Source organism: Pseudomonas sp. A39 (assembly GCF_058145955.1).
The window spans coordinates 1-24,734 of sequence record NZ_JBYVMD010000064.1 but is presented as its reverse complement, the minus strand read 5'-3'; the positions used below and the strand labels follow the sequence as shown (position 1 = coordinate 24,734).

Below are 24,734 nucleotides of genomic sequence, written 5' to 3'. Positions count from 1 at the left end.
GGCGGCCGCTTCAGTGAACCCGTCGACGCCTTCGTCGCCCGCTTCACCGCCTCCGTCACCTTCGACCAGCGCCTGTACCGCCATGACATCATGGGCTCCATCGCCCACGCGACGATGCTGGCCAAGGTCGGCGTGCTGACCGACGCCGAGCGCGACAGCATCATCGACGGCCTCAACACCATCCGTGGCGAGATCGAAGCCGGCACGTTTGACTGGCGCGTCGACTTGGAAGACGTGCACATGAACATCGAAGCCCGCCTCACCGACCGCATCGGTGTGACCGGCAAAAAACTGCACACCGGCCGTAGCCGTAACGACCAGGTCGCCACCGATATCCGTCTGTGGCTGCGTGATGAAATCGACCTGATCCTGGGCGAAATCACCCGCCTGCAGAAAGGCCTGCTGGAACAGGCAGAGCGTGAGTCGGACACCATCATGCCCGGCTTCACTCACCTGCAGACCGCGCAACCCGTGACCTTCGGCCACCACTTGCTGGCCTGGTTCGAAATGCTCAGTCGCGACTATGAACGCTTGGTGGACTGCCGCAAGCGCGCCAACCGCATGCCATTGGGCAGCGCCGCGCTGGCCGGCACCACGTACCCGATCGACCGCGAGTACACCGCGCAATTGCTGGGCTTCGACGCCGTCGGCGGTAACTCGCTGGATGGTGTGTCGGACCGTGACTTCGCCATCGAATTCTGCGCCGCCGCCAGCATCGCGATGATGCACCTGTCGCGCTTCTCCGAAGAGCTGGTGCTGTGGACCAGCGCGCAATTCCAGTTCATCGACCTGCCGGACCGCTTCTGCACCGGCAGCTCGATCATGCCGCAAAAGAAAAACCCCGACGTGCCCGAGCTGGTGCGTGGCAAGAGTGGCCGCGTATTCGGCGCCTTGATGGGCCTGCTGACCCTGATGAAAGGCCAACCACTGGCCTACAACAAGGACAACCAGGAAGACAAGGAGCCGTTGTTCGACGCCGCCGACACCCTGCGCGACTCGCTGCGCGCATTTGCCGACATGATCCCGGCGATCAAGCCCAAGCACGCGATCATGCGTGAAGCGGCGCTGCGCGGGTTCTCCACCGCGACCGACCTGGCGGACTACCTGGTACGCCGTGGCCTGCCGTTCCGCGACTGCCACGAAATCGTTGGTCACGCGGTGAAGTACGGCGTGGACACCGGCAAGGACTTGGCGGAAATGAGCCTGGAAGAACTGCGTCAGTTCAGCGACCAGATCGAGCAGGACGTGTTTGCCGTGCTGACCCTGGAAGGCTCGGTAAATGCCCGCAATCACATCGGCGGTACTGCGCCGGCGCAGGTGAAAGCAGCTGTGTTGCGCGGCCAGGCTTTACTGGCTAGCCGCTGAAAAATGTGGGAGGGGGCAAGCCCCCGATAGCGGTGTGCCAGCCAGCACACGTGTTGCCTGACACTCTGCTATCGGGGGCAAGCCCCCTCCCACACTTGATCACTTTTTGGCCGCGATCATCGCCATAAACGCCGGCATCGCCGCCTCCCTGTCTGCCGCCACTTTCTGGGCGTTTGGCATGGCATGCAACCTTTCCAGCAACGCCTTGGCCGCCGGCATTCCATCCAGCACATCCAGTCCAAACAGCTTCTCGCCCACCGCACAGGCGAGGTTCACGCTGTACATGAAATACAAATCCGCAATCGTGAAGCTCTCCCCCGCCACATACGGCGCGAACTTGCCGTGCCGACCCAACGAACCAAAACCCAACAACAACTCGGCCTTGGACTTCTCCTTGATCGCCTCCGCCACCGGCATTCCAAAAAACGCCTCGGCGAAACATGCACGGGCAGGCAGTTCGATATACAGCTCAATCTCGCGACATAACGCCAGCACCTGAGCACGCTGAAACGGCTCGGCCGGAAGCAGCGCACGGCCCTCCTGGGTGTGCTCGATGTATTCGAGGATCACGCTGGTCTCGTTGATAAACCCCTGCTTCACGCCCAGCACCGGCACCTTGCCGCGCGGGCTGACAGCCAAGGCCTCTGGGGTTTGCCCGGCATAAAAGGGCACCTCTTCGAACGGCAACCCTTTCTCCAGCAGCGCCAGCTTGACCATGTTGTAGTAGTTGCTGACCGAAAATCCGTAAAGCTTGAGCATCGCAAAGCCTCCAGGCCGTGTGCGGGGTTGGCTGCAAGCGTTATAGCGCCCCCCGCCTGGCCGTGCCAGCAGCATCACCCGCCTGAATGGGGGTAGACTGGCGCCCTTTCCTTGAGGAGCCTGCCATGAGCGAGCCGACCGATATCGACAACGACGAAGAAGAATTCGCCGAAACCACCCTGATCGAAGCGATCGAGAACCAGATCGAAAGCGAAAACCCACCAGCGGCCAAGGCCACGTTCAACAAGCTGACCCTGGTGGGCTACGAGCGTGAAGAGATCCTGCAACTGATGGCTCACGTGCTGGCTGTCGAGATCGACGCATTGCTGGAAGAAGACCGTGCCTTCAATACCGAATGGTATGAAACTGCACTGCGCGCCTTGCCGGAATTGCCGCCTGAAAAGCAATAATTGCTCCTACTGGACAGTTCGGCAAAGTGCGTTCACCTTATGGCCTGCTAGCCTCTAATAAATTCTTAGAAAGTCTGGAGTCCTTATGTCGTATACCCCTGAGTTGGTTGCCGAACTGGAAATCCTTGTACTCTTCCCATTGGACAGCACTAAAGAAGGTCTGAAAGTCCACCAGACCGCCGCGCCTACTGCCATCGCCGCTGCCAAACGCCTCCACGCGAAAGGACTTATCGACCAGCCGGACGGGGGCTACCTGACCAGCCTTGGCCGGGACGCCGCAGAGCAGGCCCAGACCCTGCTGACTATCTTGACCACTGCCACTACCAAAGAAGCCGCCTGATACCTATACCGCCCATGGAGTCCGCCTCTTGCGGATTCCGGGGGCGTTGCTGCGGAAGTGCGAAAATTCTGACGTCAAAATCTATTTCCCTCTAAACCTCCTACGCTACTGGCTGTAAACTCCTACACGGCCGCCCACGTCGGGCCCTGCGAGCCACCGAGTTCGACATGACCCGCACCCATGAAATCCGCCCCGACCTGGACGAAGGCATCGACCGTAAGGTGCTGGCTCAATTGCGCGCGCGTTTCATGGCCCTCAACGAAGGGCGCATGGCCCGGGCCGTCGAGGGGCTGACACCCCGCCAGCAAAGCGTGCTGACCCTGTTGCCGTTGTTCTTCCACGTCAACCACCCGCTGCTGCCCGGTTATGTGTCGGGCAGCACGCCGGCAGGCCTGTCGAATTTCGAACCCGACACCCAAGCCCTGGCAGAAGCCCAGCGCCTGACCCGCTCGTTCTCCTACAAGCCACGCCACGGCAACCCGCCGCGACCGATCCACGGCCTGTTCCTGATGGGCAGCCTTGGCACCCTGGCCCAAGCCGACCAGAGCGACATGGATGTGTGGGTCTGCCACGCCGCCGACCTGAGTGAGAGTGAACTGGCCGAACTGCGCAAAAAATGTCAGTTGCTGGAAGCCTGGGCCCTGACCATGGGCGCCGAGGCGCATTTCTTCCTGATCGAGCCGACACGCTTTGTGCTCGGCGAGCGCGACACTCAACTGAGCTCCGATGACTGCGGCACCACCCAGCATTACCTGCTGCTGGACGAGTTCTACCGCACCGCCATCTGGCTCGCCGGGCGTACGCCGATCTGGTGGCTGGTGCCGGTGTACGAAGAGACCCACTATGCCGAGTTCACCCACACGCTGATTTCCAAGCGTTTTATCCGTGCCGATGAAACCCTGGACCTCGGCCATCTGGCACGCATTCCCCCGGGCGAATTCATCGGCGCCGGGCTGTGGCAATTGTTCAAGGGCATCGAGTCGCCCTACAAATCCGTGCTCAAGCTGCTGCTGACCGAGGTCTACGCCAGCGAACACCCGAACGTGCACTGCCTGAGCCTGCGCTTCAAGCGTGCGGTATTCGCCAACCAGATGGACCTGGATGAGCTGGACCCGTACATGGTGGTGTACCGCCGTATCGAGGAATACCTCAAGGCCCGCAATGAACCCGAGCGCCTGGAGCTGGTGCGACGCGCGCTGTACCTGAAGGTCAACCGCAAGCTCAGCGCCGGCCAGCGCACCACCAGTTGGCAACGACTGCTGCTGGAGCGTCTGGCCCACGAATGGGGCTGGGACCAGCGCCAATTGACGCTGCTCGACAGCCGCAGCCAATGGAAAGTGCGCCAGGTGGCCTCGGAGCGCCGGGCGCTGGTCAGCGAGCTCAATTACAGCTATCGCTTCCTGACCCAGTTCGCCCGCACCGAACAGACCGTCAGCCTGATCAACAAACGCGACCTCAATGTGCTGGGGCGGCGCCTGTACGCCGCGTTCGAGCGCAAGGCCGGCAAAGTCGAGTTCATCAACCCCGGCATCGCCCCGGACCTGGCCGAAGACACGCTGACCCTGGTGCAATCGCCCAACCGCAAGGAGCCGGGCCAGCACCACTGGGGCCTGTACAACGGTAACCTGACAGCCCTGGAATGGGAGCATTTCGCGCCGATCAAACGCAGCCGCGATCTGCTGGAAATGCTCACCTGGTGCCATCGCAACGGCGTGATCGACAGCAGCACGCGCCTGGCCTTGCACCCCGGCACCAGCGACATGACTGAATTCGAGCTGTTCAACCTGCTGGGCAGCCTGCAACAGACCATCGCCCTGCCCCTGGCCAGCGTGGATGAAGACCGCTTGCTGCGCTCGGCAGTGCCCGAGGAAGTGTTGCTGCTGATCAACGTCGGCGTCGACCCGCTCAAGCATCACCGTGACCTGAATATCCTGATGACCACCGAGCGCACCGATTCCCTGAGCTATGCCGGTGTGCGCGATAACCTGGTGCTGACCCTGGACCAGGTCACGCTCAATAGCTGGAACGAGGTGATGGTCAGCCGCTATGACGGCCCCCATGCCTTGCTCGACTGCCTGCGCGATTACCTCAACCAGTTACCGCCGGACCACCTGCCACGCCTGCGAGTGCGCTGCTTCTGCCACAACCGTGCGCAATTCATTGCACAGCGGGTGGAAGAAATCTTCGACACCGCGCAGAACCTGCTGCTGGGCCAGGGCAACCACCGCTATCTGCTCCAGGTGCAGCAGCACTATCATGTGATGGAACTGATGCCGGGCCAAGCCACCCATGTGTCGCTGCCGACCCAGGATGCGCTGATCGCCTACCTCAGCGAAGAACTGGCCAGCTACAGCCCGCTGCACCTGGACGCCATGGCCCTGGAAGACCACGACCTGGCGCTGCTGTTACCCATGGGCCAGGCCGATAGCGTGCAGGTGTTCTACCGGGTCAACGAAGGCTTCGCCGAGCTGTATGTGTTGGATGAATTCAACGCGCTCTGGCAGCAGCGCTTGCCGTTCCATGATGAACAGAGCCTGTTGGCGCCTTTGCAGCGTTTTTTACAGTCGATCATTTATCGCCGCGACGCGCTGTCGCCGCTGGACCCGCAAGAGCCGCTGGGCGCGGTGCACATCTTGTATTACCAACTATTGCCTGCGGGCAGCGGTCGCGCGCGCGGCATCGAGCCTCGACCGGCGCCGCTGAACCCGGCAAACAAACCGTTTTATGACGTACAGGCGATTATCGGCAAAGCGGCGCCGGGTCAGGTGGGGATTACCCTGTACTGCAATCAGCGGGAGTTTTCCGAGCTGGAATTTGGCGACCAGCTGTTTGCAGTGGTCGCCCAGGAAATCGTCGGGCAACGCCGGGAGACCGAGCGTTACCGCTGCTACATCACTGACCTGGACCTGTCCGGCCTGCTCGGCGATGTGCAAAGCCCGAGCAACCTGTACCTGCGTTACAAGGCCGAGCTGGAGCTGTCGCTCAACGAGGCGCTGAGCCAGATTTAGCACGCTGCCTTTTAAAGCGAGAAGGCACCTAAAGCGAGAAGGCACCGCCGTCTTTTGGCTGGCCTTCGACACTCAGCAGTTCGAGCTTGAGGGTCTTGCCGCCCGGTGCAGGCCAATCGATATGCTGGCCGACCTTTAGGCCGAGCAACGCACTGCCCACCGGGGCCAGGATCGAGATCTTGCCTTCATCGGCGTTGGCGTCCTTGGGGTAAACCAACGTCAGGTGGTAGTCCTTGCCACTGCCTTGCTCGCGGCAATGCACACTGGAATTCATGGTCACGACCGTTGCAGGCACTTCATCGTGGCCAACCACTTCTTCGGCGCGGTCGAGTTCGTGCTGAAGGGCTTCGACACCCGGCGAGTCCTCGCCTACACGGTCGATCAGTTGCTCAAGACGCTGCACGTCGAGACGGGTAAGAATGATGGAAGGTGCGGTCATGATTGAGGCAGACTCCTTTTTTCTGCACAAAAAAGCAAAACCCCGCCAGGAAAAGGCGGGGTTCTCACGGGCCTCGATGAGTTGAGGCGTACCCGGACACTACCACAGCGTCACAAATAAACAAGACAGCCTCAGGCGTGGGCCCGGCGCTGCTCGGCCTCGGCACAGATCACCCGGCGCCGGGCATCGTCGGCAGAGCGCCATTCACGGATATCTTCCACGTGGCGGAAGCAGCCGAGGCAGACTTTCTGCTCGTCCAGGCGACACAAACTGATACAAGGTGACGGCACCGCCGGGCTGACATTGCTGAACAGCGGCTTGGGCGGGCGGACAGGTGCAGGCTGGGTCACGGTCAGATCTCGTCGAAATCCAGGTCGGCGCCGGTGTACTCGCTGACCAGGCGCGCGAGCATTTCACTCAGCAGCTCTTCACTCTTGTCGCACTGCCATTTGCCGCTTTCTTCGTCGTAGTCGAAGTGAACGCCGCCGGAACGCGCAGCCAGCCACAGCTGACGCAACGGCTCCTGGCGGCTGAAGATCAACTGCTGGCCGCTCTCGAACTTGACGGTCAGCACGCCGGCCGAGTTTTCCAGGTCCACGTCCAGGCCGCTGTCGTCGAAAATATCTTCCAGCGCCTGCTGGGTCGAATCCACCAGGTCGTGAAAACGGGCTTCGGTCAAACTCATTGTGGCAACCTCAAAAGTGTCTGGTTTTGCTCAAGCGCCGCACGATACGGGCGAGCCCCGCCGATTGCAAAGGATACCGATTTCAACGCGATTGACGGCGTGAAATATCCTCAACCAGCGTAGTCCGCTTCCCGACTGTCTCGGCAAAGCCCCGCCGGACGGGTATTCCGGCGCATAGGCAAGCTGGCGGGTGGTCGGTATACTCGGGCGCAATTAATGCATATTCAAGGATTTCGCCATGAAGCGCCTGATCTCTTCCCTTGCTGCGCTCGTCGCGGTCGCTTGCCTCGTTAGTGCCTGTGGTCAAAAAGGCCCGCTGTACCTGCCCGATGACAGCAAAGACCCGAATGAACAGGCGCAATCGTCGCAAAAACCTTCCAAAGCGCATAAGCACGACACCTACGAATAAGGGTACTCCATGGACGCTTTTAACTACCGGGACGGCGAGCTGTTCGCGGAAGGCGTGGCGTTGTCCGCGATTGCCGAGCGCTTTGGTACCCCGACCTATGTGTACTCGCGTGCGCATATCGAAGCCCAGTACCGCTCCTTCACCGACGCGCTCGATGGCGTGCCGCACCTGGTGTGCTACGCGGTCAAGGCCAACTCCAACCTGGGCGTACTGAATGTCCTGGCGCGCCTGGGCGCTGGTTTCGACATCGTCTCCCGTGGCGAGCTGGAACGTGTACTGGCTGCCGGCGGCAAGGCTGACAAGATCGTCTTCTCCGGTGTAGGCAAGACCCGCGAAGACATGCGTCGCGCCCTGGAAGTCGGCGTGCACTGCTTCAACATCGAATCCACCGACGAGCTGGAGCGCCTGCAAGGGGTGGCCGCCGAGATGGGCGTTCGTGCGCCGATCTCCCTGCGCGTCAACCCGGATGTCGACGCCGGCACCCACCCTTACATTTCCACCGGTCTCAAAGAGAACAAGTTCGGCATCGCCATTGCCGACGCCGAAGACGTGTACATCCGCGCCGCGCAACTGCCGAACCTGGAAGTGTTGGGCGTCGACTGCCATATCGGCTCGCAACTGACCAGCCTGCCTCCGTTCCTGGATGCGCTCGACCGCCTGTTGGCGCTGATCGACCGCCTGGGCGAATGCGGCATCTACCTGCACCACATCGACCTGGGTGGCGGTGTGGGCGTGCGTTACCGCGATGAAGAGCCGCCGCTGATTGCCGACTATATCCAAGCCGTGCGCGAGCGCATCGAAGGCCGCGACCTGACGCTGATGTTCGAGCCGGGCCGTTATATCGTCGCCAACGCGGGCGTGCTGCTGACCCAGGTCGAGTACCTCAAGCACACCGAACACAAGGATTTCGCCATCGTCGATGCGGCGATGAACGACCTGATCCGCCCCGCGCTGTACCAGGCCTGGATGAATGTCACCGCCGTGACGCCTCGCAACAGCGAAGCCCGCGCCTATGACATCGTCGGCCCGATCTGCGAGACCGGCGACTTCCTGGCCAAGGATCGTCAGCTGGCCCTGGAAGAAGGCGATCTGCTGGCCGTGCATTCGGCCGGTGCCTACGGGTTTGTCATGAGTTCCAACTACAACACCCGCGGGCGTACCGCCGAGGTGCTGGTGGACGGTGATCAAGCGTTCGAAGTGCGTCGCCGCGAGACGGTAGCCGAGTTGTATGCTGGCGAAAGCCTGCTGCCGGAGTAAGCCATGCTGCTGCGTTTTACCAAGATGCACGGGCTGGGCAATGATTTCATGGTCCTCGACCTGGTCAGCCAGCACGCGCATATTCTGCCCAAACACGCTAAACAGTGGGGCGACCGTCACACCGGCATCGGTTTTGATCAATTGCTGATCGTCGAAGCGCCAAGCAACCCGGAGGTGGATTTCCGTTACCGGATCTTCAACTCCGACGGTTCCGAAGTGGAGCAGTGCGGCAACGGCGCGCGCTGCTTCGCGCGCTTCGTGCTGGACAAGCGCCTGACCGCCAAACGGCAGATCCGCGTCGAGACCAAGAGCGGCGTGATCGAGCTGGATATCCGCAGCGACGGCCAGATCAGCGTCAACATGGGCGCGCCACGCCTGGTGCCGGCGGACATTCCGTTCGAGGCCACCGAGCAGGCTGTCAGCTATGCGCTGGACGTCGACGGCAAGACCGTCGACATCGCCGCCGTGTCCATGGGCAATCCCCACGCTGTGCTGCGTGTCAACGACATCAACAACGCGCCCGTGCATGAATGGGGGCCGAAGATCGAACACCACCCGCGCTTTCCGGCACGGGTCAACGTGGGCTTCCTGCAGGTGATCGACCGTACCCGCGCGCAATTGCGTGTGTGGGAACGCGGCGCCGGCGAAACCCAGGCCTGCGGTACCGGTGCTTGCGCCGCTGCCGTGGCCGCGATCAGCCAGGGGTGGATGGATTCGCCGCTGCTGATCGACCTGCCCGGTGGACGCTTGTCCATCGAGTGGGCAGGCCCTGGCCACCCGGTGATGATGACCGGGCCGGCCTCGCGCGTATACGAAGGACAGGTCCGTCTATGAGTGAGTCAAGCCAATGACCGATAAGCCTCAAGTACCCGCACAAGCAATCCCGAGCGACAGCCTGGAGGCCGCTACCGTCGCGGCGTATCTTGAGGCTAATCCGGACTTCTTCGTCGAGCACGAAGAGTTGCTGCCGGCACTGCGCATCCCCCATCAACGCGGCGATACGGTGTCGCTGGTGGAGCGGCAGATGAAGATCCTGCGTGAGCGCAATATCGAAATGCGCCACAAGCTCTCGCACTTGATGGACGTTGCCCGCGACAACGACCGCCTGTTCGAGAAAACCCGTCGCCTGATTCTGACCCTGATGGACGCCACCAGCCTGGAAGAAACGGTGATCGCCGTGGAAGACAGCCTGCGTCAGGACTTCCAGGTGCCATTCGTGAGCCTGATCCTGTTCAGCGACAACCCGATGCCGGTGGGCCGCTGGGTCAGCGGCAGCGATGCACAAACCGCCATCGGCGGACTGCTGTCCGAAGGCAAGACCATCAGCGGCACCTTGCGTGAGCATGAACTGGACTTCCTGTTTGGCGCTGAACAGCGCAAGCAGATCGGCTCCACCGCCGTGGTCGCCCTCAGCCATCAGGGCCTGCACGGCGTGTTGGCCATCGCCAGCCGCGATCCTCAGCACTATAAAAGCTCAGTCGGCACGCTGTTCCTGACCTACATCGCCGAAGTGCTGGGCCGCGTCCTGCCGCGCTTCACCACCGCCCTGCGCGCGGTGCGCTAGCGATGGAACGGCAACTGGACGCTTACTGCGCTCACCTGCGCAACGAGCGCCAGGTGTCGCCCCATACCCTGGAAGCCTACCGACGGGACTTGAACAAGGTCCTGGCGTACTGCGAGAAACAACAGATCAGCAGCTGGAAAGCCCTGGACATCCAGAGCCTGCGCAGCCTGATCGCGCGCCTGCACCAGGCCGGCCAGTCCTCGCGCAGCCTGTCGCGCCTGCTCTCGGCGGTGCGCGGGCTCTATCATTACCTTAACCGTGAAGGCCTCTGCGACCACGACCCGGCCAACGGCCTGTCGCCGCCCAAGGGTGAGCGACGCCTGCCCAAGACCCTGGACACTGACCGCGCCCTGCAATTGCTGGATGGCGCCGTCGAGGACGACTTCCTCGCTCATCGCGACCAGGCGATCCTGGAGCTGTTCTATTCCTCGGGTTTGCGTTTGTCAGAGCTGACCGGCCTGAACCTGGATCAATTGGACCTCGCCGACGGCCTGGTGCAGGTGCTCGGCAAGGGCAGCAAGACCCGCGTCCTGCCGGTGGGCCGCAAAGCGCGGGAAGCCTTGCAGCTGTGGCTGCCGCTGCGCCTGCTGACCAACCCGGCGGATGACGCGGTGTTTGTCAGCCAACAAGGCCGCCGCCTGGGGCCACGCGCGATTCAGGTGCGGGTCAAGGCCGCCGGCGAGCGCGAGTTGGGGCAGAACCTGCACCCACACATGCTGCGACACTCTTTTGCCAGCCATATGCTGGAATCTTCCCAAGACCTGCGCGCGGTTCAAGAGCTGCTCGGCCACTCCGACATCAAGACCACACAGATCTACACCCATCTGGACTTCCAACACCTGGCAACGGTGTATGACAGCGCCCATCCACGGGCCAAACGCATCAAGGGCGGCGACTCATGAGTATCAAGCTGATCACCTTCGACCTGGACGACACGCTCTGGGACAACGTACCTGTCATCATCAGCGCCGAGGCGTCGATGCGCGAATGGCTGGCGGCAAACGCGTCCAAGGTCGGCGACCTGCCCCTGGAGCATTTCGCCAGCCTGCGCCAGCAGGTGCTGCAACGTCATCCAGAACTCAAACACCGCATCAGCATCCTGCGCCACCGAGTGTTGATGCATGCGTTTGAAGAAGCCGGTTATCCACAGCCTGAAGCCACGCAAATGGCGGATGTGTGCTTTGAGGCATTCATTCACGCGCGGCACCAGCTCACGGTATTCCCAGAAGCCGAGCCGATGCTGCAAGCCCTGCGCCAGCACTTTTTGCTCGGGGTGATCACCAACGGCAATGCCGATGTGCAGCGCGTGGGCCTGGCGGATTACTTTCACTTTGCCCTGCGCGCCGAAGATATCGGCATCGCCAAGCCGGATGCCCGCTTGTTTCAGGAGGCGTTGCAGCGCGGTGGCGTGGAGGCCGGGGCGGCGGTGCATGTGGGCGATCACCCAGGCGATGACATTGCCGGGGCGCAGCAGGCCGGGCTGCGGGCGGTGTGGTTTAACCCGACGGGTAAAGCCTGGGAAGGGGAAAAGCACCCGGATGCGCAGATTCGCAGCCTGAACGAGTTGCCGCCATTGCTGCAGAGCTGGCAGTAACACCGAAGATCCAAATGTGGGAGGGGGCTTGCCCACTCCCACATTTGCATCACCACAAGGCTCAAACAAATCATCAGGCATGAAAAAACCCGCAGCGACGGCGGGCTTTTTCTTACAAGCAGGTGACTGACCTCAGATAGGTCGGCTGCCGTACTTGTTATCCGGCTTCTTCGGTGGGTCTGCCACCACGTTAGCCTCGACTTCCTGCACTTTGCCGCCTTTAGCGAGGAATTCTTCCATCGCACGGGCCAGGGCATCACGCTCTTTGTTCTTGGCTTCAACGCTCGGCAATTCATCTACCGACACCGCTGCCTTGGCTTTGCCTTTGGCAGCCGGGACAGGTGCATCATCGCCACCGTCGTCGTCAGCAACGTCTTCCGCCGCCGCTTCAAGACCTTCTTCGGTGTCGTCTTCGTCACCTACTTCGAGTTCGTCGTTTTCCAGATCATCGTCGCTCATGTTCTACCTCATGACTTGCGAAAAGCAGATTAGTTATAGCCCAGCTTCACCCTCTGTCGACGGCGGCTGGAAAAAAATCAACATCCACCGGATAACCAGTGGCTTATGCCCCATCACCGTGCAAGGTGGCGAGGACTTTACGAGCACCGCCATGATCACGGTGCTCGCCCAGATAAACACCTTGCCAGGTCCCCATCGCCAAGCGGCCGGCCTTCACCGGCAAACTCAGCTGGCAGCCCAGGAGACTGGCCTTGAAGTGCGCCGGCAGGTCATCCGGACCTTCGTCGTTGTGTTCAAACCCTGCAAGGCCTTGCGGCACCAGCGAGTTGAAAAAACGTTCGAAGTCACGGCGAACCGCCGGATCGGCATTCTCGTTGACGGTCAACGAGGCCGAGGTGTGCTGCAGCCACAGATGCAACAAGCCCACGCGGCAGGCCCTTAATTCAGGCAAGCCGGCCAGCAACTCATCGGTCACCAAGTGAAAGCCCCGGGGCTTGGCCCGCAGAGTAATCAGGGTCTGTTGCCACATACAGTTCTCCGCCCATCGGCGCGCATTCTAGCGCGCTCTGGGAAAAAACAAAGTGCCGAATACGCCTACATGGCTGTAAGACATTCGCACGCAGAAAAGTGCCGTGTGCGCCCCATCACAAACTTGAGGCGAAAACCGGTACAGCTTGTTATGACTGACAAACGCCAGGCAAAAAAATGCCCGGCGAGCCGGGCATCTTTTTTTCGCGTACTTACAAGTTGTAGCCGCGCTCGTTGTGTTGTGCCAGGTCGAGGCCGACAGCCTCTTCTTCTTCGGTGACCCGCAGGCCCATAACCATGTCCAGCACCTTGAGGATGATGTAGGTCACGATGGCGGTGTAGATCACGGTGAAGCCGACGCCTTTGCACTGAATCCAGACCTGGGCCGCGATATCAGTGGTCGCCGCGTTGAAGCCACCCATCGATGGTGCAGCAAAGACACCGGTCAGGATCGCACCGAGGATACCGCCGATACCGTGTACACCAAAGGCGTCCAGGGAATCGTCGTAGCCCAGTTTACGTTTCAGCGTCGTTGCGCAGAAGAAGCACACGACACCCGCCGCCAGGCCGATGATCAGCGCGCCCATCGGGCCTACGGTGCCCGCAGCCGGAGTGATCGCAACCAGACCCGCCACCACACCCGAGGCGATGCCCAGTGCGCTTGGCTTACCGTGGGTGATCCATTCGGCAAACATCCAACCCAACGCCGCCGCAGCGGTAGCGATCTGGGTGACCAGCATCGCCATGCCGGCGGTGCCGTTAGCGGCAGCGGCAGAACCGGCGTTGAAGCCGAACCAGCCGATCCACAGCATGGCGGCACCGATCAGGGTGTAACCAAGGTTGTGCGGGGCCATGGGCGTGGTCGGGAAGCCTTTGCGCTTGCCGAGCACCAGGCACGCCACCAGGCCAGCCACACCGGCGTTGATGTGAACCACGGTGCCGCCGGCGAAGTCCAGCACGCCCCAGTCCCACATCAGGCCACCGTTACCGCTCCAGACCATGTGCGCGATCGGCGCATAGACCAGGGTGAACCAGATGGCCATGAAGATCAGCATCGCCGAAAACTTCATGCGTTCGGCGAAAGCACCGACGATCAGCGCCGGGGTGATGATGGCGAAGGTCATCTGGAAGGTGATGAACACGGCTTCCGGGAACAGCGCCGCAGGCCCGGTGATGCTGGCCGGGGTAACGCCCGCCAGGAACGCCTTGCCCATGCCGCCGAAGAAGGAATTGAAGTTGACGACGCCCTGCTCCATCCCGGTCGTATCGAACGCGATGCTGTAACCGTAGACGACCCACAGGATGCTGATCAGGCCAGTGATGGCGAAGCACTGCATCATCACCGACAGAATATTTTTGGAACGAACCATGCCGCCGTAGAACAGCGCCAGGCCCGGGATGGTCATGAACAGCACCAAGGCGGTGGCGGTCAGCATCCAGGCGGTGTCGCCGGAATTGAGGACTGGAGCAGCCACTTCGTCTGCCGCCATGGCCAGGCTTGGCATTACGATGGACAACAGGGCTCCGAGCCCTGCGAATTTACGCAGAGTCATATTGTTTTCTCCTGGGGCGTTGGGGTTTGGCGGCTTAGATTGCGTCGGTATCGGTTTCGCCGGTACGGATGCGAATAGCCTGTTCCAGATTGACCACGAAGATCTTGCCGTCACCAATCTTGCCGGTGTTGGCGGCCTTGGTTATCGCCTCGATAACCCGGTCAAGATCCTTGTCGTCAATGGCGACATCAATCTTCACCTTCGGCAGGAAATCGACCACGTATTCCGCGCCGCGGTACAGCTCGGTGTGACCCTTCTGCCGACCGAAGCCTTTGACCTCAGTAACGGTAATGCCCTGCACGCCGATCTCGGACAACGACTCGCGTACATCGTCCAACTTGAACGGCTTGATGATGGCAGTGACTAGCTTCATGAAAACTCTCTCCCGAATTGGTGGACTTGCCCCAGGAAAACAAACCCGTCTCAAGTCTAAGCGCAGTGCCTGGCTTTGTAACGCATCGTCGCCTCGGCATTTGCCTTTGCGACGCCAGCGAACCACTGGTGACGAAACCTGTACCCCTGATCCGTCGGCGCACTGCATTCGTCACAGCGACTGCATCAGTGCATGGGTCATGATCGTCTAAGCAGAAACCTTGCCAGCTCCGTAAAAATCACTGAAATCAGTCCTTTGCCCACTTATGCCGACCCAGCGCCAGTGCTGGCGACCACAATGCGCACAAAAACAGTGCGCCACCGCCCAGCCCCCTGCGCGAAAAGCGTGCGCCCGGGTCACGAAAAGACTATAGACGCTGCGTGATACACTGCCGGCCAACAGTTTTCCGGAATATTTCCCATGCTCGCGCCCAAAGACCTCCTCGACGCCCTGAGCGGCCACGCCTCTCGCCTGTTCAGCGGTGACACCCCCCTGCCCCGCAATGAAATCGAAAGCCAGTTCAAGGCGTTGCTGCAGAGCGGCTTCAGCAAGCTCGACCTGGTCAGCCGGGAAGAATTCGACAGCCAGATGGTGGTGCTCGCCCGTACGCGCGCACGCCTGGAGAGCCTGGAGGCGAAGGTAGCGGAGCTTGAAGCACGGTTGACGCCAGCAGGCGAATAACCGGCCTCCATGGCCAGCCTGCTGACCGCGCTGTTGATGGTTGCTCTATCCGCTAGCGTCGGGGCGTGATGCTGCTCAGCAGCGCCGTCGCCGGCGTATGCGACCCGTTGCAATCGTCGATCATTCCGCTGTTTGCAGACGACGATCAGTTCTCCCTGGCACTGCGCACCAAAAGCATGCTGTCGTCCATTCCCATTCTGCTCGGGCCGATCCTGGGCCGGCTCGCCAACCGCCTGCCCCGCAACCTCTGCGTCGCGGCGGGCTTTGCACTGTTGGGGAGCAGTTTCGCCATGAACGGCCTGATCGCTCAGTTAGGCATCGCGCTGAGCATCACGTAGTTGGGTGCAATGATGACGGGCTTGTCGTTGCGGGTGTTCCTGATCCCTGATTTGCGCACGTTCATGCGCGCCCCCGACACACAACTCAACGATGCCTACCTGGCCAAATACCCCAGCGCCTTTGCACGTTGATACGTCCTGTAAAAGTCTGCTCCCTTGCACCTGCAATCCCTCGACTACCTTTGAAAAGCCGCAGCAAGCGGCCCTCCCTTTCAAGGAACGAGCATGTCCCTCGCCATTGTCCACAGCCGCGCCCAGATCGGCGTCGAAGCCCCTGCCGTCACCGTCGAAGTGCACATGGCCAATGGTCTGCCGTCGCTGACGCTGGTGGGCTTGCCGGAAACGGCGGTCAAGGAAAGCAAGGACCGCGTGCGCAGCGCGATCCTCAACTCCGCGCTTCAATACCCGTCCCGCCGCATCACCCTCAACCTCGCGCCCGCCGACTTGCCCAAGGACGGTGGGCGTTTTGACTTGGCGATTGCCCTGGGGATCCTGGCCGCCAGTGTGCAGGTGCCGGCGCTGATGCTCGATGACGTGGAGTGCCTTGGGGAGCTGGCGCTGTCCGGTGAAGTCCGGGCGGTGAAAGGTGTGTTGCCGGCCGCATTGGCGGCACGCAAGGCCGGGCGTACCCTGATAGTGCCGCGGGCGAATGCCGAGGAGGCGTGCCTGGCTTCAGGGTTGAAGGTGATCGCGGTGGATCACTTGCTGCAGGTGGTGGCGCACTTGAATGGGCATGTGCCGATTGAACCGTATAAGTCCGACGGCTTGCTGTACTTGAATAAGCCGTATCCAGACCTGAGTGAAGTCCAGGGCCAATTGGCGGCCAAGCGCGCGCTGCTGATCGCAGCGGCGGGCGCGCATAACCTGTTGTTCAGCGGGCCGCCGGGCACGGGAAAGACGTTGCTCGCCAGCCGACTGCCGGGGTTGTTGCCCCCCCTGAGTGAACAGGAGGCGTTGGAAGTGGCTGCGATTCAGTCGGTCGTCAGCCTGGCGCCGCTGAGCCATTGGCCGCACCGGCCGTTTCGCCAGCCACACCATTCCGCCTCAGGACCAGCGCTGGTGGGAGGCGGCTCGAAACCGCAGCCGGGGGAGATCACCCTGGCCCATCACGGGGTGCTGTTCCTGGATGAGCTGCCGGAATTTGATCGCAAAGTGCTGGAGGTACTGCGTGAACCCTTGGAGTCGGGGCATATCGTGATTTCCCGCGCCCGTGACCGAGTGAGTTTCCCGGCGCGCTTTCAACTGGTGGCGGCCATGAACCCCTGCCCCTGCGGCTACCTGGGTGAACCCAGTGGGCGCTGTCGTTGTACGCCGGAGCAAATTCAGCGCTATCGCAACAAGCTGTCCGGGCCGTTGATGGATCGCATCGACCTGCACCTGACCGTTGCTCGGGAAACCACTGCGCTGAATCCAATCCAGCAGGCCGGCGATACCACAGCGAAGGCCTCGGCAGAGGTAGCCGAGGCACGGGAACGCCAGTTGCGGCGTCAGGGCTGCGCGAATGCCTTCCTTGACCTGCCTGGGCTACGCCGTCACTGCACGCTGGCAAAGGTCGATGAAGGCTGGCTGGAGACCGCCTGCGAGCGATTGACCCTGTCGCTGCGTGCGGCGCATCGGCTGCTCAAGGTGGCGCGGACCCTGGCGGATCTGGAGCAGGGAGATGCCATCACGCGCGACCATCTGAAGGAGGCCTTGCAATACCGCCCGGCGGCGATCACTTGAGCCTGGCGCAGAACCTGATGCGGGAGAGGGCTTGCTCCCACACTTGATCAACTGCGCCTGAAGGGCCGGTTTCAGCGGAACCGATCCACCTCATGCCGCAAGCCCGCCGCCAGGGTTTCCAGTTCCTTGGCGGTGATCGCCAGGTTCGACACCACTTCGCGCTGCTCGCTGTTGGCCAGCGCAATGCTCTGCAAATTGCTGCTGAGCAAGGTCGCGGTGCTGCTCTGTTCCTGGGTGGCGGTGGTGATCGCCGCGAACTGTTGACCGGCCGAGCGGCTTTGCTCGTCGATACGTGCCAACGCCGACGCCACGTCGGCGTTGCGTGACAGGCCTTCCTGCATCAGCGCGTTGCCGTGTTCCATGGTGCTGATGGCGTTGCCGGTTTCGTGCTGGATGCTCTGGATCATCCCAGAGATCTCGTCGGTGGCCTGACGGGTGCGCGAAGCCAGGTTGCGTACTTCGTCGGCGACCACGGCGAAACCCCGGCCTTGCTCACCGGCCCGGGCGGCTTCGATCGCAGCGTTGAGCGCCAGCAGGTTGGTCTGTTCGGCGATCGAGGTAATCACACCGACGATCCCACCAATTTCCTGGGAGCGTTGGCCCAGGGTGTTGATCACCGTGGCCGTGCTGTTCAACGAGGTCGCGATATGTTCGAGGGACGACGAGGCTTCTTGCATCGAGTTACGGCCGATACGGGTTTGCTGGGCGTTTTCCTGGGCCAGGCGTTCCGTGGCGCCCATGTTGTCGGCGATGTTCAGCGACGTGGCGCTGAACTCTTCTACCGCGCCGGCCATGCTGGTGATCTCGCCGGACTGCTGCTCCATGCCTTCGTAGGCACCGCCGGACAGACCGGACAATGCCTGGGCGCGGCTGTTGACCTCTTCAGCCGCCTTGCGGATATGCGAGACCATGGTCGACAGCGCTTCCCCCATCTGATTGAAGCTGCGTGCCAACTGGCCGATTTCGTCATGGCTGGACACGTTCAGACGCGCGCTCAAATCACCCGCGCCCAAGGCTTCGGCCTGGCGTACAAGGTCACTCAACGGCGCGAGTTTGCTGCGCAGCAGCCAGACCGTTGCGCCGACGGCCAGCAGCATGGCCAGCACGCTGCCGATCACCAGGCGAATGCCGACATCCCACGTCACCGAGCGAATCTCCGCTTTGGGCATGCTTGCGACCACAGCCCACGGCCCGCCTTCGAAGGGCACCGACACGCTGTAGAAGTCCTCGGTTTTATCCGCCCAGAAGCGCCCCGTACCGGGGGTCTTGGCCAGGTCCGACATCACCGGCACCGCTTGGTCCGGCGCCTGCACGCCGGCCGGTGGTACCAGCCAGCGCTTTTGCTCGTCCAGCAACGCCAGGGAACCCGTTTGGCCGATACGGAAGCGTTTCAGGTTTTCGAACTGGGCATTCTGCGCGTCGGTGTAGTCAAAACCGATGAACAGCACCGCAATGACTTTGCCGCTGGCGTCGCGCACCGGGCTGTATTGAGTCATGTAGGAGCGATCGAACAACACTGCGCGGCCGATGTAAGTCTGCCCACTGAACACACGCGAATAGGCCGGCCCATTGCGGTCAAGCACAGTGCCGATGGCGCGATTGCCGTCCTGTTTGGTCAGGGAGGTGCTGACGCGGATGAAGTCGTCGCCGCTGCGCACGAACACCGTCGCCACACCGCCGGACATCTGCTTGAACTCGTCGACTTTATCGAAGTTGTTGTTCAGCAGATCGCTGCCCAGGTACAAGCTCGGGGTCTGTACACCCGCGACGGCAACAGGTTGATCTGCCTGTACGCGCAAGCCGGCACTGAAGCGCTTCTCGAAAAGCCCCGTCAGGCGCTGTGTACTCTCACGCAAGGTGCTGTGAAACGTATTGAGCTGGTCGGCGAGCAAGCGCGCCTCGCTGGCCAAGTGTTCCTCACGGGTCGCGAGGTTGGCGGTGTCGAGCGAACGCAGGGCAAAAACAGTGCTGCCACCAATGGCAACAGCAAGGATCACAGCTAACGCGATACCAAGCTGGGAGGCAATCCGGGCGCGAGGTTGAGACATGATGGCTCCTGGCCGAGGCCAGGATCATCCTGATCTCATAGCGCTGCTCGGCAAATTATCTAGTGGGTAACGTTGGTGCACGATGGTTCCAACACACCTACTTCGGCGGGCAGAGCCAATACTTGAGCGCATCACCGGGACATCGCGCAAACGATTGCAGGAGCGGCCTGCCGGCACTCAATCGAGACGTTCGACCTCGGGCAATGCCATGGCCTTGACTTCTGCCTGGAGAAACTCCGCCAAGCGCCGCAAACGCTCGCCGCCGGGGCGGGTTTTCGGCCAGACCAGGTAGTAATTTTCGCCACTGGCCACGGCGGTTGGCCACGGCAGGCTCAACCGCCCTTGGGCCACGTCTTCGGCCACCATCAACAGGTCGCCCATGGACACGCCATAGCCCCGCGCGGCGGCGATCATGCCCAGTTCGAGCGTATCGAATACCTGCCCACCCTTGAGCGACACTTGGGATGACAACCCCATGCGCTCCAACCAATTGCGCCAGTCGCGACGGTCAGGGGTGGGGTGCAGCAATTCGGCGGTGGCCAGGCGTGCTGCATCCCAGGGCCCATCTTCCAGCAGGTTCGGCGCGCCTACCGGGATCAGCAATTCCGGAAATAGATAACTGGCCTCCCAGTCGGCCGGGAAATGCCCGTAACTCAGCAGCACCGCGCAGTCGAACGGTTCTTGGTTGAAGTCCACCTCGTCCACGCTCATCCAGGCGCTGGTCAGTTGCACCTCATTGCCCGGCTGCAGCGCCCGGAAGCGACTGAGCCGCGCCAGCAGCCAACGCATGGTCAGGGTCGACGGCGCCTTCATACGCAGGATGTCATCTTCAGCGTTCAAGGTATGACAGGCCCGTTCCAGCGCAGCAAAGCCTTCCCTCACGCCGGGCAGCAGCAGGCGCGCGGCCTCGGTGAGCTGTAAGGTGCGGCCGCTGCGCTGGAACAGGCGGCAGGCGAAATGCTCTTCCAGCGTGCGGATATGCCGGCTCACCGCACTTTGAGTAATGGACAGCTCCTCCGCTGCGCGGGTGAAGGAGTTGTGTCGAGAGGCGGCTTCAAATGCACGCAAGGCATAAAGCGGAGGAAGACGACGGGACATAGGAAAAGCTCCGACAGCGCAATGCGCAAACCCTACCAGAATCAAGCAAGCATGAGTTTTAATCATGCGAACGATCGCATTTATCCCTTTGTGCAATGCACTGAGAGCGCCGAGAATCCACCCTTCCCCCCCCCTGCGAATTTTCGAGTGTGATGATCATGCAGCATCCGGCACGTACCGAACTCTGGGCCATTCTGCGGCTGTCAGGGCCGTTGATTGCCTCACAGTTGGCGCACATGCTGATGGTGCTGACCGACACCCTGATGATGGCCCGTCTGAGCCCCGAAGCCCTGGCCGGCGGTGGGCTGGGCGCGGCGAGCTATTCGTTCGTGTCGATTTTCTGCATCGGCGTGATTGCTGCCGTCGGTACCCTGGTGGCCATCCGTCAAGGCGCGGGCGATATCGAGGGCGCCACCCGCCTGACCCAGGCCGGGCTGTGGCTGGCCTGGCTGATGGCCTTGGCGGCCGGTTTGCTGCTGTGGAACCTCAAGCCGTTGCTGCTGATGTTTGGCCAGACCGAAACCAATGTTCACTCGGCCGGGCAATTCCTGACGATCCTGCCATTCGCACTGCCCGGTTTCCTGAGCTTCATGGCCTTGCGCGGCTTCACCAGCGCAATTGGCAAAGCCAAGCCGGTGATGGTCATCAGCCTCGGCGGCGCGGTGGCCAACTACCTGCTCAACCACGCGTTGATCGAAGGCATGTTCGGCCTGCCGAAATTGGGCCTGATGGGCATCGGCCTGGTCACCGCCGTCGTCGCCAACGGCATGGCGTTGGCGCTGATGGGGTACATCCACAGGAACCGTGCCTATGCAGCCTACCCGCTCAGCACTGGCCTGCTGCGCCTCAATACCCAGTACCTGCGTGAGCTGTGGCGCCTGGGCCTGCCGATTGGCGGCACCTATGCCGTTGAAGTCGGGTTGTTTGCCTTTGCGGCGTTGTGCATGGGCACCATGGGCAGCACACAGTTGGCCGCGCATCAGGTTGCGCTGCAGATCGTCTCGGTGGCGTTCATGGTGCCGGCGGGGATGTCCTACGCGGTGACCATGCGCATCGGCCAGCATTACGGCGCCGGGCAGTTACTGCAGGCACGCCTGGCAGGGCGTGTCGGCATAGGATTTGGTGCGGCGGTGATGTTGGGATTTGCCGTGGTGTTATGGCTGTTTTCCGATCCGCTGATCGGACTGCTCATCGACCACCACGACCCGGCGTTCCATGACGTCATCGTCCTGGCCGTCAGCCTGCTCGCGGTGGCGGCATGGTTCGAGCTGTTCGACGGCGTGCAAACCATCGCCATGGGCTGCATTCGTGGGCTGAAAGACGCCAAGACCACCTTTCTGATCGGCGCGGGCTGCTATTGGTTGATTGGTGCGCCATCGGCCTGGCTGATGGCCTTCACCCTCGGCTGGGGGCCGACCGGCGTGTGGTGGGGTCTGGCACTGGGCCTGGCGTGCGCGGCAGTGAGCCTGACCTGGGCATTTGAGGCGAAGATGAAGCGCATGATTCGGCAAGAGCCTGACCCTCTAGGCTCATTTCAAGCCGCACAGGCAGACTAAAAGCCCTGCTCGGTTGATGTGGAAGGGGCAAGCCCCCTCCCACATGTTGATTGGGTTCGCACCTCAGCCCAGCAGCGCTTGCTGGCTTTTGCCGAAGGTCAGGTAGTCCACAAGCTCCGGCAACGGTAACGGCTTGCTGATCAGGTAACCCTGGGCCTGATCACAGCCGAACAACCGCAACAGCGCCAACTGCTCCGGCGTTTCCACACCTTCGGCGACCACTTCCAGGTTGAGGTTGTGAGCCAAGTTGATCATGGCATGCACCAGCTTGCGGTTTTCCTCGCGCTCTTCCATGCCGCCGACGAAGCTCTTGTCGATCTTCAACAAGGCAATCGGCAGGCTGTTGAGGTGCACGAACGAAGAGAAACCCGTGCCGAAATCATCCAGGGAAAACCGCACACCGAGGCGGCCGAGGGCGTCCATGGTCTGCTTGACCAGATCACTGCGGCGCATCACGGCGGTTTCGGTGAGTTCGAACTCCAGCCACTGCGCCTCCACGCCACGCTCGGCAATCAGCCGGCTGAGGGTCGAGAGCAACTGGCTGTCCTGGAATTGGCGGAACGACAGGTTGACCGCCATGTGCAGCGGCGGCAGGCCGCGTTCGCGCAGGTCTTGCATGTCGCGCAGGGCCCGCGAGATGACCCAGTAGCCCAACGGCACGATCAAGCCGCTTTGCTCGGCCAGGGGCACGAACTCGCTGGGCGGCAACAGGCCACGCTCGCCATGGCGCCAGCGCACCAGGGCCTCGAGACCGACGATATGCCCATCGTCGAGGTCCAGGCGCGGCTGGTAATGCAGCTCCAATTCATCACGGCGCAAGGCACGGCGCAGTTCACTTTCCAGGTCGGCCAGGCTGCGCGCATTGCGGTTGATGCGCTCGTTGAAGATATGAAAGGTACAGCCCTGGGTGCTCTTGGCCTGTTGCATGGCGATATGGGCGTGCCACATCAATGGGTCGGCACCGGCGCGGGCGCGGGCATGCGCCACACCCAGGCTGCAACCGATCAGCAGGCTTTCACCATCCACCCAGTAAGGTTCGGCCATGACCTCGGTGATGCGCTCGGCCATCCACTCGGCGCGCTGGGGGGCACGGCGGGTGTCGATCAACAGGGCGAATTCATCGCTGCCCAGGCGCGCCAGTTGATCCCCTGCCTCCAGCTGGCTCTTGAGCCGCGAGACCACTTGCAGGATCAGCCGGTCGCCGGCCTGGTGGCCGAGGGCGTCGTTGGCATGGCGGAAGTTATCGAGGTCCAGGTGGCCCAGCGCCAGGCCGCGCCCGTCATTCTCGGCCAGCCGCGCAGCCAGCAGGGTCTGAAAGCCCTGGCGGTTGGCGATACCGGTGAGCGGATCCTGCTCGGCCAGGCGTTGCAGCGTGTTTTCCAGCAAACCGCGCTCACGAACGTGGCGCAGGCAGCGGCGCAACGTATCGGCGTCCAATACATCGCGGACCAGCCAATCGCTGACACCGAGGGGCGACACCAGCGGTTCCTGCTCCAGCAGCAACACACACGGCAGGCTGCAACGGCCGGGGCCGGGTTGCAGGCTGGGCGTGGTCAACAACACGGCGCTGTGGTCGTCATCGAACAGACGGCTCACGGACTCCCAGTTTGGCGCACTGATCAGCACAGCCCCATCGCCCATCGGCGCCAGGCACTCGCGCAATAACGCTGCCCACGCGGGCTCATCGGCCAGCAGCAGCAAACGCAAGGGTTCGACAGGCGTAGACAAGCTAGCTCCCTAGACTCTGCAAGATTTCGTTGGCGACGGGCATTATGACGTGCGGCCCGATAATCACCAATGATAGGGGTTATCAAACACGCGAACTGTAAACATTAGTCTCTAACAACCCGCACATCCTGCGGCAAAGTAACAAAACCGGCAAATTTAGATCGAGTGGTACGTCACACTGTCGTTCTGACAGGGCAGAATCCTGCCAGCCTGTTAAAATGCCCGCCCTTTTGAAAAACGACTCCCTGAATTCTGTATGTCCCGACTCAATCCCCGGCAGCAAGAAGCCGTGAACTACGTCGGCGGCCCTCTATTGGTGCTCGCCGGTGCAGGCTCCGGCAAAACCAGTGTGATCACCCGCAAGATCGCGCACCTGATCCAGCAGTGCGGCATCCGCGCCCAGTACATCGTCGCCATGACCTTTACCAACAAGGCAGCGCGGGAAATGAAAGAGCGCGTCGGCACCCTGCTCAAGGGTGGCGAAGGCCGTGGCCTCACCGTGTGCACGTTCCACAACCTGGGCCTGAACATCATCCGCAAGGAGCATGCGCGGCTGGGCTACAAGCCGGGCTTCTCGATCTTCGACGAGACCGACGTGAAGTCGCTGATGACCGACATCATGCAAAAGGAATACGCAGGCGACGACGGCGTGGATGAGATCAAGAACATGATCGGCGCCTGGAAAAACGACCTGATCCTGCCCGCCCAGGCCCTGGAAAACGCACGCAACCCCAAGGAGCAGACCGCCGCCATCGTCTACACCCACTACCAGCGCACGCTCAAGGCGTTCAACGCGGTGGACTTCGACGACCTGATCCTG

Annotated in this window: 26 protein-coding genes; 15 read left to right on the top strand and 11 right to left on the bottom strand. The window is 61.8% G+C overall.

The window, feature by feature from the left end; translation table 11 throughout:
• Positions 1 to 1,365: argininosuccinate lyase (gene argH, locus AC3ZU9_RS28835; protein WP_490091669.1), on the top strand; the 1,365-nt coding region annotated here is incomplete at its 5' end.
• Between the two features lie 99 nt (positions 1,366 to 1,464).
• Here argH and AC3ZU9_RS28830 read toward each other — a convergent pair.
• Positions 1,465 to 2,124: a glutathione S-transferase family protein gene (locus AC3ZU9_RS28830; protein ID WP_046034879.1), complete on the bottom strand. Its 660-nt coding sequence runs from the start codon at positions 2,122 to 2,124 to the stop codon at positions 1,465 to 1,467.
• A 125-nt stretch (positions 2,125 to 2,249) separates the two neighbouring features.
• Between AC3ZU9_RS28830 and AC3ZU9_RS28825 the strand changes: the two genes are divergently transcribed.
• The 3 genes from AC3ZU9_RS28825 to AC3ZU9_RS28815 all read left to right on the top strand — a co-directional run bounded on the left by AC3ZU9_RS28825 (position 2,250) and on the right by AC3ZU9_RS28815 (position 5,882).
• Entirely contained in the window at positions 2,250 to 2,534 is a 285-nt protein-coding gene (locus AC3ZU9_RS28825; protein WP_010207441.1) for a hypothetical protein, read from the top strand.
• Between the two features lie 85 nt (positions 2,535 to 2,619).
• A complete protein-coding gene (locus AC3ZU9_RS28820; protein ID WP_010207442.1) occupies positions 2,620 to 2,874 on the top strand; it encodes a TIGR02647 family protein in 255 nt (84 codons plus the stop codon).
• Positions 2,875 to 3,041: 167 nt separating this feature from the next.
• Positions 3,042 to 5,882: a class I adenylate cyclase gene (locus tag AC3ZU9_RS28815; protein WP_490091668.1), complete on the top strand. Its 2,841-nt coding sequence runs from the start codon at positions 3,042 to 3,044 to the stop codon at positions 5,880 to 5,882.
• 28 nt (positions 5,883 to 5,910) lie between these two features.
• On the opposite strand, the gene rnk is transcribed toward AC3ZU9_RS28815, so the two are convergent.
• The 3 genes from rnk to cyaY form a co-directional block, all read right to left on the bottom strand.
• Complete coding sequence (rnk, locus tag AC3ZU9_RS28810) at positions 5,911 to 6,321, bottom strand: nucleoside diphosphate kinase regulator (protein ID WP_015886497.1); 411 nt, start codon at positions 6,319 to 6,321, stop codon at positions 5,911 to 5,913.
• A 131-nt stretch (positions 6,322 to 6,452) separates the two neighbouring features.
• Positions 6,453 to 6,671, bottom strand: a complete 219-nt coding sequence (locus AC3ZU9_RS28805) for a DUF1289 domain-containing protein (protein ID WP_015886498.1) — start codon at positions 6,669 to 6,671, stop codon at positions 6,453 to 6,455.
• Positions 6,672 to 6,673: 2 nt separating this feature from the next.
• On the bottom strand, positions 6,674 to 7,006 hold the full coding sequence (gene cyaY / locus AC3ZU9_RS28800; protein ID WP_015886499.1) for an iron donor protein CyaY: 333 nt from the start codon (positions 7,004 to 7,006) through the stop codon (positions 6,674 to 6,676).
• 238 nt (positions 7,007 to 7,244) lie between these two features.
• Between cyaY and lptM the strand changes: the two genes are divergently transcribed.
• The 6 genes from lptM to AC3ZU9_RS28770 are packed head-to-tail and all read left to right on the top strand — an operon-like array spanning position 7,245 to position 11,830.
• Positions 7,245 to 7,415, top strand: a complete 171-nt coding sequence (lptM, locus tag AC3ZU9_RS28795; RefSeq protein ID WP_010207449.1) for an LPS translocon maturation chaperone LptM — start codon at positions 7,245 to 7,247, stop codon at positions 7,413 to 7,415.
• A 9-nt stretch (positions 7,416 to 7,424) separates the two neighbouring features.
• Positions 7,425 to 8,672 carry a diaminopimelate decarboxylase gene (gene lysA, locus AC3ZU9_RS28790; protein ID WP_015886500.1) on the top strand — a complete coding sequence of 416 codons (1,248 nt, stop codon included), beginning with the start codon at positions 7,425 to 7,427 and terminating at the stop codon, positions 8,670 to 8,672.
• 3 nt (positions 8,673 to 8,675) lie between these two features.
• A complete protein-coding gene (gene dapF, locus AC3ZU9_RS28785; protein ID WP_015886501.1) occupies positions 8,676 to 9,506 on the top strand; it encodes a diaminopimelate epimerase in 831 nt (276 codons plus the stop codon).
• A gap of 13 nt (positions 9,507 to 9,519) precedes the next feature.
• Positions 9,520 to 10,236: a DUF484 family protein gene (locus tag AC3ZU9_RS28780; RefSeq protein ID WP_015886502.1), complete on the top strand. Its 717-nt coding sequence runs from the start codon at positions 9,520 to 9,522 to the stop codon at positions 10,234 to 10,236.
• A 2-nt stretch (positions 10,237 to 10,238) separates the two neighbouring features.
• Positions 10,239 to 11,138, top strand: a complete 900-nt coding sequence (gene xerC / locus AC3ZU9_RS28775) for a tyrosine recombinase XerC (protein WP_010207453.1) — start codon at positions 10,239 to 10,241, stop codon at positions 11,136 to 11,138.
• Complete coding sequence (locus tag AC3ZU9_RS28770; RefSeq protein WP_122811737.1) at positions 11,135 to 11,830, top strand: HAD family hydrolase; 696 nt, start codon at positions 11,135 to 11,137, stop codon at positions 11,828 to 11,830. Before xerC ends, AC3ZU9_RS28770 begins: the two co-directional genes overlap by 4 nt.
• 132 nt (positions 11,831 to 11,962) lie before the next feature.
• Here the strand turns inward: AC3ZU9_RS28770 and sutA are convergent, their stop codons facing one another.
• The 4 genes from sutA to glnK all read right to left on the bottom strand — a co-directional run bounded on the left by sutA (position 11,963) and on the right by glnK (position 14,743).
• Positions 11,963 to 12,289 (bottom strand): dormancy-specific transcriptional regulator SutA, encoded by a 327-nt coding sequence (gene sutA, locus AC3ZU9_RS28765; RefSeq protein ID WP_015886504.1) that lies wholly within the window; start codon positions 12,287 to 12,289, stop codon positions 11,963 to 11,965.
• A 103-nt stretch (positions 12,290 to 12,392) separates the two neighbouring features.
• On the bottom strand, positions 12,393 to 12,818 hold the full coding sequence (locus tag AC3ZU9_RS28760; protein WP_015886505.1) for a secondary thiamine-phosphate synthase enzyme YjbQ: 426 nt from the start codon (positions 12,816 to 12,818) through the stop codon (positions 12,393 to 12,395).
• A gap of 211 nt (positions 12,819 to 13,029) precedes the next feature.
• Complete coding sequence (locus tag AC3ZU9_RS28755) at positions 13,030 to 14,370, bottom strand: ammonium transporter (RefSeq protein ID WP_015886506.1); 1,341 nt, start codon at positions 14,368 to 14,370, stop codon at positions 13,030 to 13,032.
• 34 nt (positions 14,371 to 14,404) lie between these two features.
• On the bottom strand, positions 14,405 to 14,743 hold the full coding sequence (glnK, locus tag AC3ZU9_RS28750) for a P-II family nitrogen regulator (protein ID WP_002555808.1): 339 nt from the start codon (positions 14,741 to 14,743) through the stop codon (positions 14,405 to 14,407).
• Between the two features lie 420 nt (positions 14,744 to 15,163).
• Here glnK and AC3ZU9_RS28745 point away from each other — a divergent pair, with 420 nt between their 5' ends.
• From AC3ZU9_RS28745 to AC3ZU9_RS28735, 3 genes are all read left to right on the top strand, one after another.
• The gene (locus tag AC3ZU9_RS28745; RefSeq protein ID WP_010207460.1) at positions 15,164 to 15,424 is read left to right on the top strand and encodes an accessory factor UbiK family protein; all 261 of its coding nucleotides are present in this window, start codon (positions 15,164 to 15,166) and stop codon (positions 15,422 to 15,424) included.
• A gap of 65 nt (positions 15,425 to 15,489) precedes the next feature.
• Positions 15,490 to 15,762, top strand: a complete 273-nt coding sequence (locus AC3ZU9_RS28740; RefSeq protein WP_490091667.1) for a hypothetical protein — start codon at positions 15,490 to 15,492, stop codon at positions 15,760 to 15,762.
• A 225-nt stretch (positions 15,763 to 15,987) separates the two neighbouring features.
• Positions 15,988 to 17,484, top strand: a complete 1,497-nt coding sequence (locus AC3ZU9_RS28735) for a YifB family Mg chelatase-like AAA ATPase (protein ID WP_015886509.1) — start codon at positions 15,988 to 15,990, stop codon at positions 17,482 to 17,484.
• Between the two features lie 71 nt (positions 17,485 to 17,555).
• Here AC3ZU9_RS28735 and AC3ZU9_RS28730 read toward each other — a convergent pair whose 3' ends face one another.
• On the bottom strand, positions 17,556 to 19,532 hold the full coding sequence (locus AC3ZU9_RS28730) for a methyl-accepting chemotaxis protein (RefSeq protein WP_015886510.1): 1,977 nt from the start codon (positions 19,530 to 19,532) through the stop codon (positions 17,556 to 17,558).
• Positions 19,533 to 19,709: 177 nt separating this feature from the next.
• Positions 19,710 to 20,630 (bottom strand): LysR substrate-binding domain-containing protein, encoded by a 921-nt coding sequence (locus tag AC3ZU9_RS28725; protein ID WP_015886511.1) that lies wholly within the window; start codon positions 20,628 to 20,630, stop codon positions 19,710 to 19,712.
• A gap of 152 nt (positions 20,631 to 20,782) precedes the next feature.
• On the opposite strand from AC3ZU9_RS28725, the gene AC3ZU9_RS28720 reads away from it, so the two are divergent.
• Positions 20,783 to 22,186, top strand: a complete 1,404-nt coding sequence (locus AC3ZU9_RS28720) for a NorM family multidrug efflux MATE transporter (RefSeq protein ID WP_093542646.1) — start codon at positions 20,783 to 20,785, stop codon at positions 22,184 to 22,186.
• A gap of 63 nt (positions 22,187 to 22,249) precedes the next feature.
• Here AC3ZU9_RS28720 and AC3ZU9_RS28715 read toward each other — a convergent pair whose 3' ends face one another.
• Complete coding sequence (locus tag AC3ZU9_RS28715) at positions 22,250 to 23,914, bottom strand: putative bifunctional diguanylate cyclase/phosphodiesterase (RefSeq protein WP_015886513.1); 1,665 nt, start codon at positions 23,912 to 23,914, stop codon at positions 22,250 to 22,252.
• Positions 23,915 to 24,170: 256 nt separating this feature from the next.
• Here AC3ZU9_RS28715 and AC3ZU9_RS28710 point away from each other — a divergent pair.
• Positions 24,171 to 24,734: ATP-dependent helicase (locus tag AC3ZU9_RS28710; RefSeq protein WP_490091666.1), on the top strand; the 564-nt coding region annotated here is incomplete at its 3' end.